The 13,260-nt window shown below is 55.5% G+C and carries 14 protein-coding genes and 1 pseudogene; 6 read left to right on the top strand and 9 right to left on the bottom strand.

Annotated elements, in window-relative coordinates; all coding sequences use genetic code 11:
- Positions 1-200, top strand: a pseudogene (locus ACEWL3_RS14140) (IS110 family transposase); the annotation flags it as partial.
- 324 nt (positions 201-524) lie between these two features.
- Here ACEWL3_RS14140 and ACEWL3_RS14135 read toward each other — a convergent pair.
- The 7 genes from ACEWL3_RS14135 to ACEWL3_RS14105 form a co-directional block, all read right to left on the bottom strand.
- Positions 525-1,331 carry a methyltransferase domain-containing protein gene (locus tag ACEWL3_RS14135; RefSeq protein WP_386184070.1) on the bottom strand — a complete coding sequence of 269 codons (807 nt, stop codon included), beginning with the start codon at positions 1,329-1,331 and terminating at the stop codon, positions 525-527.
- 99 nt (positions 1,332-1,430) lie between these two features.
- Positions 1,431-2,936 carry a D-alanyl-D-alanine carboxypeptidase/D-alanyl-D-alanine endopeptidase gene (gene dacB, locus ACEWL3_RS14130; protein WP_386184048.1) on the bottom strand — a complete coding sequence of 502 codons (1,506 nt, stop codon included), beginning with the start codon at positions 2,934-2,936 and terminating at the stop codon, positions 1,431-1,433.
- 124 nt (positions 2,937-3,060) lie between these two features.
- A complete protein-coding gene (locus ACEWL3_RS14125) occupies positions 3,061-3,663 on the bottom strand; it encodes a nicotinate-nucleotide adenylyltransferase (protein ID WP_386184045.1) in 603 nt (200 codons plus the stop codon).
- A gap of 71 nt (positions 3,664-3,734) precedes the next feature.
- Positions 3,735-5,267 (bottom strand): alanine/glycine:cation symporter family protein, encoded by a 1,533-nt coding sequence (locus ACEWL3_RS14120; RefSeq protein WP_386184068.1) that lies wholly within the window; start codon positions 5,265-5,267, stop codon positions 3,735-3,737.
- Positions 5,268-5,307: 40 nt separating this feature from the next.
- Positions 5,308-5,748 (bottom strand): universal stress protein, encoded by a 441-nt coding sequence (locus ACEWL3_RS14115; RefSeq protein WP_386184043.1) that lies wholly within the window; start codon positions 5,746-5,748, stop codon positions 5,308-5,310.
- A 209-nt stretch (positions 5,749-5,957) separates the two neighbouring features.
- A complete protein-coding gene (locus ACEWL3_RS14110) occupies positions 5,958-6,455 on the bottom strand; it encodes an MOSC domain-containing protein (RefSeq protein WP_386184041.1) in 498 nt (165 codons plus the stop codon).
- The gene (locus tag ACEWL3_RS14105) at positions 6,452-7,762 is read right to left on the bottom strand and encodes an alpha/beta hydrolase (protein WP_435001049.1); all 1,311 of its coding nucleotides are present in this window, start codon (positions 7,760-7,762) and stop codon (positions 6,452-6,454) included. The genes ACEWL3_RS14110 and ACEWL3_RS14105 overlap by 4 nt, the downstream gene beginning before the upstream one ends.
- A 51-nt stretch (positions 7,763-7,813) precedes the next feature.
- Here ACEWL3_RS14105 and ettA point away from each other — a divergent pair, with 51 nt between their 5' ends.
- Positions 7,814-9,469: an energy-dependent translational throttle protein EttA gene (gene ettA, locus ACEWL3_RS14100; RefSeq protein ID WP_386184037.1), complete on the top strand. Its 1,656-nt coding sequence runs from the start codon at positions 7,814-7,816 to the stop codon at positions 9,467-9,469.
- 137 nt (positions 9,470-9,606) lie between these two features.
- Positions 9,607-10,596 carry an SIR2 family protein gene (locus tag ACEWL3_RS14095; protein WP_386184035.1) on the top strand — a complete coding sequence of 330 codons (990 nt, stop codon included), beginning with the start codon at positions 9,607-9,609 and terminating at the stop codon, positions 10,594-10,596.
- A gap of 317 nt (positions 10,597-10,913) precedes the next feature.
- On the opposite strand, the gene ACEWL3_RS14090 is transcribed toward ACEWL3_RS14095, so the two are convergent.
- Both ACEWL3_RS14090 and ACEWL3_RS14085 read right to left on the bottom strand, forming a co-directional pair.
- Complete coding sequence (locus tag ACEWL3_RS14090; RefSeq protein WP_386184033.1) at positions 10,914-11,270, bottom strand: BrnA antitoxin family protein; 357 nt, start codon at positions 11,268-11,270, stop codon at positions 10,914-10,916.
- 129 nt (positions 11,271-11,399) lie between these two features.
- A complete protein-coding gene (locus ACEWL3_RS14085; protein ID WP_386184031.1) occupies positions 11,400-11,690 on the bottom strand; it encodes an MDR/zinc-dependent alcohol dehydrogenase-like family protein in 291 nt (96 codons plus the stop codon).
- A gap of 214 nt (positions 11,691-11,904) precedes the next feature.
- Between ACEWL3_RS14085 and ACEWL3_RS14080 the strand changes: the two genes are divergently transcribed.
- The 3 genes from ACEWL3_RS14080 (at position 11,905) to ACEWL3_RS14070 (ending at position 13,206) form a co-directional block, all read left to right on the top strand.
- Complete coding sequence (locus tag ACEWL3_RS14080) at positions 11,905-12,099, top strand: hypothetical protein (protein ID WP_386184029.1); 195 nt, start codon at positions 11,905-11,907, stop codon at positions 12,097-12,099.
- Between the two features lie 197 nt (positions 12,100-12,296).
- Positions 12,297-12,503: a cold-shock protein gene (locus tag ACEWL3_RS14075; protein ID WP_007117950.1), complete on the top strand. Its 207-nt coding sequence runs from the start codon at positions 12,297-12,299 to the stop codon at positions 12,501-12,503.
- Between the two features lie 151 nt (positions 12,504-12,654).
- Positions 12,655-13,206 carry a L,D-transpeptidase gene (locus tag ACEWL3_RS14070; RefSeq protein WP_386184026.1) on the top strand — a complete coding sequence of 184 codons (552 nt, stop codon included), beginning with the start codon at positions 12,655-12,657 and terminating at the stop codon, positions 13,204-13,206.
- Positions 13,207-13,260 lie beyond the last annotated feature (54 nt).

Raw genomic sequence — 13,260 nt, 5'->3', positions numbered from 1 at the left:
TTCGACGGCTTATGGTCGTTGGCATGACATCCCGCATGAAACAAATCAGAGAAAATCCTGAGCGATTTGATCCTTGGTTCGCCGACATCCTACAGCGCAAGCCTGCCAAGCTGGCGGCCATTGCCATGGCGAGCAAAACCGCGCGCGTAATCTGGGCTGTGCTCTCGCGAAATGAACCCTACATGGCACGAACAGTTTGAAACGAACGCGAAGAACAAGGAGACAGCAAGACCAATGAAGTGATGGCCGAAAAGTCAGCCGCAACATCAAGACACCCCGGGCTTTGTCCAGGACGACCACTGTCCGTCTGCGAGAATGGGGGCTTGATCAGCGGAAACCATCCACTGCCCGGCAGTCGCTGCTTGCAGCGATGAGAGGGAGGGCCAGCGGGCTTGAACTCCGCGCGAATAGGCCGGACAAAAGACCGTATCTGACAAATTGCCAATGGCTTCAAAAATGTCTTGCTTTGCAGGAGACATCCACACAGGACAAAGCCGGCTTTCAAGTCAATTTCAAACAGCAGTCTATTCCGGCTTATTGGCAGTTATGACGTAGGCCGTGGTCGGGAAAACCGCCGCTCCGGAAGATGTCGCGTATTTCGCAAGTACAGCATCACTTTTTGTCAGGACTTCTGATATTTTTCCCTCGCTAAGGTGAATACCAAAAAGGGGTAACCATCCCCGCAACTCGACTTCTACCATGGTCATGGTGTTTGGAAACTCTGCCTTTTCGCGCTTTGTTTCGAATGCAACTTCGTCAAAACCGGCTTGTGAAAAAAGCTGGGTCACCTTTAGCGGGTCATCCAAACAGAAGGGTATCCTTACAGTGTCTGCCGCATCTGGCGATACATATTGCTCCAGTACCGACGCGATGTCTTTGTACGCAGGATTGTCGTCAACAGAGTGCCAGACCGCAACCGCCAATTTGCCGCCCGGCTTCGTAACCCGATACATTTCACTGACAGCTTTTGGGCGGTCCTGAAAGAACATTATACCAAATTGAGAGATGACATGATCGAATGTTCCATCGTCAAAAGGCAAGTTTTCGGCAATTCCGACGACCCATTGGATATGAGGCTCCACTTCTTTTGCGGCTGCAATCATACCCGGTGCCGGATCAAGACCGACTACCCGAGCAGTCTGGCCGCAGCGTTCAAATGCCGCGCGCGCAAGAACACCTGAACCGCAGGCAATATCGAGAACATGCGCTCTCCCTTGGACAGCGGCACCGTCTAGAACATGGCGCGGCCAAGAAGCAAAAAGTGCCGGTACGAACAATTTTTCATAACCGCGCCCAGCCTCAAGTTCTTGCTGTGTCGCTTCGGCAACCATCACATGTCACTCCCTTGCATTTGTACACAGGCAAAGAGCTTAACATAAAGACGCACGAATGTCTGGAACCGCCTCAAACCAGACATTGCCCCAACCCCATCACCCCCCGTACATCACACCCCAGCGTTCAATCAGCGCCTGTTGAACGCGTTTGGCCCGCCCATTCCACGACCGGGAACCGGGGGGGCGTTCACGGTCCGCGCGGCTGATTTTCACGCGCTTTGCCTCATCCGCGGCAAAGATGGCAAAAACCAACTCCGTTCCGTCCTTGGCCGTCATATACCCGGCCAGACCAGAGACGAAATTCAGGGTACCGGTCTTGGCATTCACAATAATCGGGTGACTGTCATTCGGACGCCCCTTTTCGTCCCGCATCACGAATTGCTTGAGGATTGGCCGCAACCCGGTGTCGCGCATTTTCAGCAGCGCCTTCGCCATATCCAGCGCCGAGACCATGCTTTCATCGCCCAGTCCCGAATGGTCCACCAGCTTCGGCGCGACCATGTCCAGCGATGCGATCGCCCACCGGTTCATCTCGGCCGCCGATGCCCGCAAACTCCCAACCGCACCGATGCGTTTTTGGGTCGCGGCAAGCCCGACCATCTCTGCCGTCAGGTTGGTCGAAAATTTCAGCATGTCTTGCAGAATGCCGCGCAGCTCGCCGCTTTTGCGTGTCACGACAAACGTCCCGGCTGGCAGCTCCGCAATCATCTGGGCCCGTCCCAGCCTGATGCCCTGTGACCCCGCCAGCGTGGCAAAAACGTCGCCAACATAAAGACCCGGCTTGCGCACCGGCAGCCACCGCGCGCCCCCCGTGCCCAGCGCGCCCTTGGCAACGGTCCAATTGTCCCGGTCCGCAAGATCCTCGTAGGTATAGATCGGTGTCTTGCGGTCTTTGACCTGCATCCCCGCCATCATCACAGCGGGTCGGTATTTCTCTGTGCGGCCCTGCATGGTGACGGCGTAATCACCACCTGCCCGTTTCCATTCAAAATGCACCCGGTTGTAGTTAAGCGCGATGCCAGACACGCCAGGGTTATAGCCCACATGATCCGGCTGTTCAGGATCAATTTGGCGCAGCACCGGCAAAGACGCCTCATATACTTTGAAATCGCCCTTCACACTGCGTACGCCCTTGGCCTTCAACTCTGCCGCCATATCTGCCAGACCGTCTGTATCAAGCGTTGGATCGCCACCGCCAATCAAGATGAGATTCCCCTGAACCTCCCCATTGACGATGCCCCCTGTCGCACAAAGCCGGGTCGTAAAGCGATGATCCGCACCCAAGGTATCCAATGCATAAAGCGCTGTAATCGCTTTGGTCACACTCGCCGGGGGCGTGCCTTCGCGTTCGTTTTCACACTCCAACCACCGCCCGGTGCCCGCATCCGCCACCGCAAAGGCCACCTGCCCCGACAACTTTTCTGATCGAATGATCTCTTCGGCACTGCGCACCGCGCGCTTATAGAATTCTTTACCGCGCATCACCGGGCGCAAGGACGCCGTTGGTGGTCCCGCAAAAACCTGCGACCCCATCACGGCGCTGGCACCCACCGACCCCAGGAAAAATCGCCGCGATATGCGGCGTGACAAACCATTGCTCATGAGGACAACTTAAACCGTACCTCGGACCCGTCCACAAGCACCCGCAAATCACATTTTGGTGCCGGACCACCATGATTCCGGCCTTGTGCTTTTGCGGCCTGGTCACACCCGCGCAACTGCCCGGTTACACGGACCAAGCGCCCGCTGCACGAATGGCACTGGACGACACATCCACCATCGGCACATTCACAAAACACCACGCAGGTGCCTTTGCATGTGCCAGCAATTGTGCATGTCGGCCCGCAATGCGGTAAGGCGCATAAAGCGCTGCCGCCCGGCTCATCCGTGCCGATATTCGCTGTCCCGGTCGGGCAAGCACGCCCACCGGCACCGTTTCCATGATCTGCCGCCAGTCCTGCCAGTGATGAAATTGCGCCAGATTGTCGGCACCCATCAACCACACAAACCGCACCTGCGGGTAAAGCCCGCGCAACTTTGCCAGAGTCTGCGCCGTGTACCGCGTCCCGATCCGGTTTTCTATGTCCGTGACCTCAACGCGGGGGTGCTGCATGACGTCACGCGCATGGGCCATCCGCTTGCCCAATGGCGCTGGCCCGTACTTTTTCAACGGATTACCCGGCGAAACCAGCCACCACACGCGGTCCAGCCCAAACCTCTTGAGCGCTTCGCGGGTGATGTGCGCATGACCGGCATGAGCCGGATCAAATGATCCGCCCAGCAGGCCAATCACCTGCCCCGGTGCCGCATATGGAAAATGATGGCGCAAAAAAACGGCCCCCAAGTTGCCTTAGGGGCCGTTCAAACGAGCATCTCCGCCCTTTGTCAATCTTGATTAGATCAAGCGACTTTCACATGCTTCTTGATTTCACCTGATTTCAGGCGATCAAAATAGCTGTTCATCTCACGTCTGACGATCGGCATCAGGAAGTAGAGCGCCGTGATGTTCACAACCGCCATCGCAAAGATTGCCGCATCCGAGAAGTCGATGACAGGGCCGAGGTTGGCCGCCGCACCGATCACGATGAAGACGCAGAAGATGAGCTTGAACACCAACTCGGTGGTCTTGCCTTCGCCAAACAGATAGGTCCAGGCCTTGAGGCCGTAGTAGGACCAACTGATCATCGTCGAGAACGCGAACAGGATCACCGCGATCGCCAGCACATAGGGGAACCAGCTGAACCCGGTGGCAAACGCCGCCGATGTCAGGGACACGCCCGATACATCACCAACAGTTGCGATACCGGTTCCAGCTTCGTTTAGCTGGAACAGACCCGTTGCCGGATCGACAATCAGCATGCCGGAAATGGTGATCACCAACGCCGTCATGGTACAGATCACAACTGTATCGATGAACGGCTCAAGCAGCGATACCACACCTTCGGTGATCGGCTCCTTGGTGCGCACGGCAGAGTGCGCAATCGCCGCCGAACCAACACCGGCTTCGTTCGAAAACGCCGCCCGTTTGAAACCCTGGATCAACGCGCCGACAAAGCCGCCCGCGACACCAAGCCCGGTGAATGCGCCGGTAAATATCTGGCCGAATGCGTCGCCGATATGCTCGAAGTTCACAATCAGGATAACCAGAGCCGCTGTTACATATAGGATACCCATGAACGGGACGACTTTTTCAGTGACCCGCGCAATGGACTTGATCCCACCGACAATCACGGCGAACACCACGGCGGCAAACACGATGCCGGTGATCCATCCAGGATAAGCACCCAGGATGCCAGAGATTTGCGCATGTGCTTGGTTGGCTTGGAACATATTGCCGCCACCCAGCGCACCCAAGATACAGAAGATCGAAAACAGCACCGCCAGGAACTTGCCGCCCGGCAGACCGCGCTCTTTAAAACCCTTCGACATATAGTACATCGGGCCACCTGAAACCGTGCCGTCGGGATATTCATTGCGGTATTTCACACCCAACGTACATTCGGTGAACTTGGACGCCATGCCCAGCAGACCCGCAAGGATCATCCAGAAAGTGGCCCCCGGCCCGCCGATACCGACAGCAACCGCAACCCCGGCAATATTGCCCAGACCCACAGTCCCCGACAGCGCTGTTGCCAGCGCCTGAAAGTGGCTGACCTCACCCGCGTCGTTGGGATCGGAATAATCACCTTTCACAAGGCTGATCGCATGACCAAATGCCTTCAGCTGGATAAAGCCGAAATAGATAGTGAACACGCTTGCCGCGACCACCAGCCACAACACGATCCATGGGAACGCGGTACCCGGTAGCGGAGCAAAGATCAGGTTCACGAACCAGCCAGTCGAGTTGGCAAAGGTCTGGTTGATCTTTTCATCCATGGTCATGGCCTCTTGGGCCGCCACCATCGTGGGGATGCTCAACGCCGCAGCGGCCATCCCCGTCTTGATATATCGTTTCATATTGCTCACCTCAGGTTCAAGGAATGATTGTTACAGGGACGCTCGAAGCGGCAACCAGCCGTCCGGTAACGCCACCGAACAGGCGCTCTTTCAGACCACGCGCGCCGATCCGGCCCACCACGATCTGCGACGCTTTGTGCGAGGTCGCTATGTCATCAAGGATGTCAGCCGCATCACCGTGCCTGATGATCCCTTCGACCTTGTGACCTGCTGCTTCGGTGTCTTTCACCGCAGGGTCCAACACGCGCTCGCGCGCCATGCTCAATTCCTCTTCGCGGCGTTTGTGCCGCATTTCGTTTTCCTCTGGAGTCTGGAATGAAAACGGCGACCATTCGATCACGTAACAAATGGCAATTGTGCAATCGCCGATTAGTTTGGCCTGAGCCTTGGCAAAATCCAGTGCGCGCGCGCCTGCATCTGACCCGTCCAGACCCACAACAATTGTGGTTTTTGACATGTTTTTTTCCTGTTTTTTCACCGATACCGCGCGCACCTGAAATGGCGCAAACGCATTTCGGCGTCCCTCCCTACAATGAACTGATGTGATCAGACTCATCACAGGTTGTGATGAGCGTAACAAGAAGGTGAACAAGAAATCGACTGTTTTTTGACCTCCTGAAAGGTTATTCGACCTTTTTTTGGCAAATACCCAGTGATTTCGAAAATTTACGCGTGGCTATTGAGATTCGGCTTAACTGCCAAAGGCGTCACAGTGTCGCACTGCTTTATCTCTCCAGGCTTGACCACATTGGCGCACCAACCTCCATGGCCCCGCATCGCTGAATACCCACCCGGCCCCAGCGCCGCTTCCATGCGACTGCACGGTGCGCAGATGACGGTTATCTCCAAAACTGCCTGCCCAATCTGCAACTGGCGTCCCTTTAGCGCATTCAGATTAAGCCCGCTGATCACCAGATTGCGCCGCAAAACCAATGCATCAATTGCCTGCTGATCCAACATTGCTCCGATGACAGGCAGATGTTCAGCCTGTATCAACGTCACCGCGCGCTTGCCCGGTCGTCCATGATCTCCGACGATCCCATCCTCGGTAATGTCAGCGCAGGTAACTGAAACAGGTACCGCCAACCGTTCAGGCCGCAGTAATATCGCCTCGACACGACCGGGCTGCGCATACCCTGCGATGAGGGCATGAAGCTCACTCATCGCAGCGACTCGATCTCAATCTCCGGCAGGCGCTCCAATGGATAATTCGGATGCAGCCGCCAGATGAAATCAGGGTCTTCCTCCAGCGGGCGAAGCGTCCCACCCGGAAACGCGCGGGTCCGCAAGGCCAAAACGATATCTGACAATACCGCAGGATTGCCCCTGAAATAGGAATGGCTGTCACCACTCGCCGTTTCTTCAACCCGGATGATGTGTATCAACCCCTGTTTGCGCAGGTTCTGAACTTCGCCGGGCTTGAAATCTTCGTCTTCTGCCGCGCCAATGCGCGGATGTTTGGTCAAATAGGATGACAACCGCAAAGCAATGTCATCCGGGTTTACATAGATATTCACCTGTTCAAAGGCTTCCGAGAACCGCTCAGACAACAGTCGCTGACGCACGACCCCGACATCCAGATCCGGTGCGGCAAGAATTAACGTGCCGGTTTTCATCGCGGTTTTTGGGGCCAAACCCCGACCCCGGTTAAAGATCACCATATCACGCAGCGCTTCTGTCATCACTGACGTGCCCCTTGAATGGGCGACAATATCAATGTCCTCAACTTCCGGAATTTCCGCAATCATACGCAGAAACTCCTTGGCGTGGTAGACGCTGAAATCTCCTGCTTCCCGGTCCCTGAAATAACCCAGCAACCCATTGTTCCCAGCGGGCCACGTAAAGGCGATCGGCGTCGAGCGTCGCCCCGAAAAATGCCACAGATTGGCCAGCGTCAGCAGAGAATCCTCAAAGCTGTTGCTGACACCATGGGCATAGACCAACACCCGGCCATTGCCCGTGCGGCGCACCTCGTCCCTGATCGCTGACTGAAACACTTTGGTCTGCGTGCTATACTCAGCCTCGGTCTGCGGCAAAACCCGCAACCCGCCATCACGCCGTTCGTCAGCCAAGGGCGTATCATTGAAACGTACCACTTCACGCAGACCTTTGACATCCAACCGCGACAGTTTGCCTGCGCGATCCACATGGGTGCGCGCCACCAGATCCCGCCAGTCCATCGCGCCGAACTGTACCTCAGCCGCACCAAAGGCCATCGCATCCGAACGGTCCGTGCCATATCCGGTGACCCGGCCATCCTCGCGTTCAGGTTCACGATCCGTGATGTAAAAGATCGGGGGCGACACCACTTGCAACTCAGGCGGCACCAGCGTGTCGGGATAATTCTTGCCATCCAGATACAAATTGGGCGGCTTGGCCAACTGCACGGCCATGCTGCACGCGCCAACCCACAGCGCAATTAACGCGCCGATGAAAATCCGCCCCAAAGCTCTGCGTTGATCTTGTCCCATTGGCGCGATATTGCAGGGCAAAACCCCCTTTGACCAGATCGGAACGAACCCATGGCCGCTTATCAATACGTTTACCACATGTCTGGTGTGTCCAAGACCTACCCCGGCGGCAAGAAGCTGTTTGAAAACATCCACCTGAACTTTCTGCCCGGCGTGAAAATCGGTGTGGTCGGCGTCAACGGTGCCGGTAAATCCACGCTGCTGAAAATCATGGCGGGAATGGACAAGGATTTTCAGGGCGAGGCATGGGCCGCCGAAGGGGCCAAGGTCGGCTATCTGCCCCAGGAACCCAAGCTTGATGAAAGCCTGACAGTGCGTGAAAACGTCATGCTCGGCGTGGCCCCCAAAAAGGCGATCCTTGACCGCTACAACGAACTGGCGATGAACTACTCCGACGAAACCGCCGATGAGATGGCCAAACTGCAAGACCAGATCGACGCCGAAGACCTCTGGGACCTCGACAGCCAGATCGACGTCTCCATGGAGGCGCTCCGCTGCCCCCCCGATGACGCCAAAATTTCCGATCTGTCGGGGGGTGAGGCGCGCCGTGTCGCCCTGTGCAAACTTCTGCTCGAAGCGCCCGATATGCTGCTGCTTGATGAACCGACCAACCACCTTGACGCCGAAACCATCGCCTGGCTGCAACAGCACCTGATGGCCTACAAAGGCACAATCCTGATCGTCACCCACGACCGCTATTTCCTTGATGACATCACCAGCTGGATTTTGGAATTGGATCGCGGCAAAGGCATCCCCAACGAAGGCAACTATTCTGATTGGCTAGAGCAAAAAGCAAAACGCCTGAGCCAGGAAGCCCGCGAAGACAAATCCAAACAGAAAACGCTGGAACGCGAACTTGAATGGATGCGTCAGGGGGCCAAGGCCCGCCAGGCCAAATCAAAGGCCCGGATCAAATCCTATAATGAGATGGCCGAGGTCTCCGAGCGCGAAAAGCTGTCCCGCGCCCAGATCGTCATCCCCAACGGTCCGCGCCTTGGCAACAAGGTGATTGAGGTGAACGGCCTCAAGAAACACATGGGCGATAAACAACTGATCGAAGACCTCAGCTTTGATCTGCCCCCCGGTGCCATCGTCGGTGTCATCGGCCCCAATGGTGCAGGTAAATCAACCCTGTTCAAGATGCTGACAGGTCAGGAAAAGCCCGACGCAGGCACCATCGAATACGGCGATACCGTTGATCTCAGCTATGTCGACCAGTCCCGCGACGACCTCAAGCCCGACGACACCGTCTGGCAAGCGATCACCGGTGGCGCGGAAATCATCCAGCTTGGCGACGCCGAAGTGAACTCCCGCGCCTATTGCTCGTCCTTCAACTTCAAAGGCGGCGACCAGCAGAAAAAGGTTGGCCAGCTTTCAGGCGGCGAACGCAACCGCGTCCACATGGCGCGGCTTTTGAAGGACGGCGGCAACGTCCTCCTGCTCGACGAACCGACCAACGACCTCGACGTCGAAACCCTGCGCGCTTTGGAAGACGCGCTCGTCGATTTCGCCGGCTGCGCCGTGGTCATTTCCCACGACCGTTTCTTCCTCGACCGGATTTGTACGCATATTCTGGCGTTCGAGGGCGAGGCGCATGTGGAATGGTTCGAGGGGAATTTTGAGGATTATGAGGAAGATAAGAAGCGGCGGTTGGGCGCGGATGCGCTGGAGCCGAAGCGGTTGAAGCATAAGAAATTCGTTCGTTAACGTTGAACTTTACGAAGTAAATTCAACGGGTGCGAGGCAGCGTCCGCTCTTGCGGGCGCGTTCGCACTCGGTAAAGTAGAATTACCCATGGTAAAATCCTGTATGGGTGAAACATTAAGTAATTCTTGGGGTTAGCTATGACAAGGAATGTTATTCTATTCGGCAATGGCCTCGGACGATCTTTAGACAACGATTTTTTTTCATTAGAGCGCGTCTTACAATCATCTTGGGAAAACGAAGATATTCTTGACGATGCACAGCGTGCATTGATTTGTGCCTGCCTTGAAGGTGGTGTTGTTGAAGACGACTTGGTAGCTCCAACAAAAGAAGAAGAGCTATCTGACCTGCAAAGAGTACTGGATGCTTGCGACACGATAAAGGAATTTGAAGCTGAAGATGCTGGACAAAGATGGTTAACCGAACGTGGAGGAAGTTTTCCGGTAGCTATTCGACGTTACTTTCATCACGCCGCAAGTCTTTTTCATCGTGGTGAGTTTTTTCTGCCTCAAGAGTTTGCCGAGCCATTAAGACAGTTCGTTTGCGCGAACGGGCCTGACATTGTTACGCTTAACTATGACGACCTACTCTATGAAGCATTTACTGGAACACCAGTCTTCAAGAAACATTTTCTTCGTGATGGCTTCTTTAAGGGAGATCTTAATTTCACACAGCAGGAAAAATGGTTTGATCCAAAGACAGAAGGTTGGTTCCTACACCTACACGGATCGCCGCTCTTTGTTACCCGAGATGGTATGCCTAGAAAGTTAACTAGGGATAGACTCGCGGAATATATGGGCGAAAACAGTTTCCATATCGTCCTGACGAATGCTGACTCCAAACCTTCCGTAATCGAAAACTCCCAGATACTTAGCCAATATTGGGCGAAGTTAGATGAACTACTCCGAGATGCCGAAAACATTACTCTTTTTGGATACGGCGGCGGGGATATGCACCTCAATCGCCTCATCGGCTTAAACAATAAAGCGCAGTTAAGGATAGTCTCCAGAATTCACACAGATGATGCGGAAGAACTTGAGGTAAGGTGGCGAAAAAAGTTGAGGGCGAGAGAAGCGCAGGTTGTAGAAATTGTTATGATCGAGAATCTTATGCAATTCACTGATTGGTAGAAGTAGCGAGTTGATTAGAGAAGCGACAATCGGCACCTGACCGCGGGTCGAAGGCCGTCTTGCAAAAGGTCCAGTGGACCTTTTCAGGCCGTAGAGGGCTACAAGCCCCGGGGGCGTGAAACGCGCCCGCCCATGGGGGCGGTCGGGCGCGGCAGAAACGCGGGGGCGTTTCAGCAGAATGCTTTGCAATAACAGTTCGGTATACGGTCGGGGCTTCTCGCACATTGCTCCACAATATGCTGCCAGCTTACGCACCCACTGCGTACACGCTGACACGCAGACGCGGCAGAAACGCGGGGCGTTTCAGCAAGAAACCCTCACCGCTCCTCCCGCCCCTTATCCATCTGCGTCATCCGCTCGCGCAGGGCCCGGTCCGTCTCCAACATCCCCGCCGCCCGCAATTGCAACCACGTCTGCAACAACCGATTGATCCGCGCCTGATATCCCTTGCCCATCGCCTTGAAACACGGCGCCACCGACCGGTCCAGATACAGCGTCACCTTTTCCTTCGGCTCCTCGCAATCAATGTCCTGCTCAATGCTGTGCCACGCGTCCGGCACGTTCTCACGTACCTCATAATCGCTCAGACCCAGATCCCCGGTCAGCCGCCACATGTGATAGGTGAACCGCTCGCGGGCGATACGCTCAGATTTGCTGATGCGGGGGGTCGTCATATTTTGGCCCATGGTGCGCTCCGTCATTTTGTCTGACGATGCTCACCGATCCGGGTTAACCCACACCAAACACGGCGCACGCTGGGTACCGACGCAAAACAGACGTGATACAGTCCGCGCCCAAGCCCCTCAAACGTCAGCGACAATCTCGCCCTTCATCTCGCCGGTCATCCGGGTCAAATCCTCGCGGTGAACCGATTTGCGCACCTCGTCTATTTTCAGTTCGGCCGCATCCCGCGTTGCCTTGTCCGGCCATTCGGTGATCGCCGCAGATGTCCGGTCGCTGGTGCGCACCACGGTTACGCGGCTCGCCCCCAACGCCTTGAGCGCGGGCAAGCGCTTTTTCTCAATCGCGTGTAATGACACATTATAATCCGTGCCGTCCGAGATTTCCCAGGTGGTGATTGTGACATAGCGCATGGTATCCTCCAGTCCTTGTCAACATGCTCTATCTTAACCCTTTTTTGCTTAAAAAGACAGCATGTCCTGCGGGGCCCACTGCCACGGGTCAGAAGCGCAGTATCCTTGTGCAATTGAACAAATCACCCCTGACAGCCTAAAGCCGCACCGAAGCCATAAATCCGCCCTATTCCTCCACTCTTAATGGATCAACCTTGGGGAGAGGATCTGAAACATGGCAATCATCGGCGTACTACTTGGCGGAATCATTGGCTTCACAAGCTTCCTGATTTCGCTATTGGCCTTCGACGCCAGCTTCGCCTCTGCCTGCGCGGTCTACATGGTGTCAGGCTGCGCCACAGCAGCACTGGTCATCATCATCGCGATGATCCCAGACCGCGCACAAGAGCCTAAGGGCCGTGTCGCCTGATCCGCAAAAATCAGCCGAAAATCGCCCAACTGCCCGCAGCCCTTGAACGAATCCCACTGAAGTGCCATATCAAACCTTGCAACGGTACACTATTTCGACCCACTGTCTCCCTAATACGGCGTCACGACTTCGAACTACGACCGAAAACGCCGAGCCATCGCACCTACGCGGATGGCATTAAAATGGAGACTACGGATATGGCTACTGGCACCGTAAAATGGTTTAACACAACAAAAGGCTTCGGCTTTATCGCACCAGATGGCGGCAGCAAAGACGTGTTTGTACACATCTCAGCCGTTGAGCGCGCTGGCCTTACAGGTCTGGCCGACAACCAGAAAGTGACGTTTGACATCGAAGCTGGCCGTGATGGTCGCGAATCTGCGACAAACATCGCACTGGCCTAAGCGCCTTCTGACCGGGCCCTGCGTCCGGTCTACACGAGAAGTTTACCGACCACTGTGCAACAGTGGTCGGTTTTTTTTCGCCGACGGGTTGATCTGCAAACATCACAAGTGAAAATAACGGTATCTGCAATCAATCATTATGGAGCATTATATGCGCCGCCGTACATTTTTGGCCTCCACCCTGGCCGCCGCTGCCCTTCCCCAACTCGTTTCCGCTCAATCTGCCGCTTATGATCCGACCCCGCGTGAGGTTTCGATCAAACGTCAGTACCAGCCGGGCCAATTGCTGATCTTGCCACGCAGCCATTACCTTTATTATGTCACCGCCCCCGGCAAAGCCATTCGTTATGGCGTCGGCGTCGGCAAAGCCGGTCTGGAATTCACTGGCACCGCCAACATTCAGGTCAAGAAAGAATGGCCCACCTGGCGCCCAACAGACGAGATGATCGAACGTGATCCGGCCGCTTACAGGCGCTTCATCGGCAATACCGATGCCCAACCCGGCGGGCCCGGTAACCCTCTGGGTGCGCGCGCGCTTTATCTTTTCCAGAATGGCAGGGATACCTATTTCCGCATTCACGGAACCACCCAGCCCAACACAATTGGCCGTTCAGTCTCCAATGGCTGTATCCGCATGCTGAATGAACATGTAATTGATCTTTATAACCGCGTGCCGGTTGGGACGGTTGTCACCGTTCTCTGATATGATGGTCAGACAAACAAAAAGGGCCGGTGTTTTCACCGGCCCTTTCTAATT

Origin of the sequence: Sulfitobacter sediminivivens (assembly GCF_042611115.2) — a bacterium.
GTDB classification, from domain to species: Bacteria; Pseudomonadota; Alphaproteobacteria; order Rhodobacterales; family Rhodobacteraceae; genus Sulfitobacter; species Sulfitobacter sediminivivens.
Note: the sequence above shows the minus strand (reverse complement) of the source record. Positions and strands in the feature narration are given on the sequence as shown.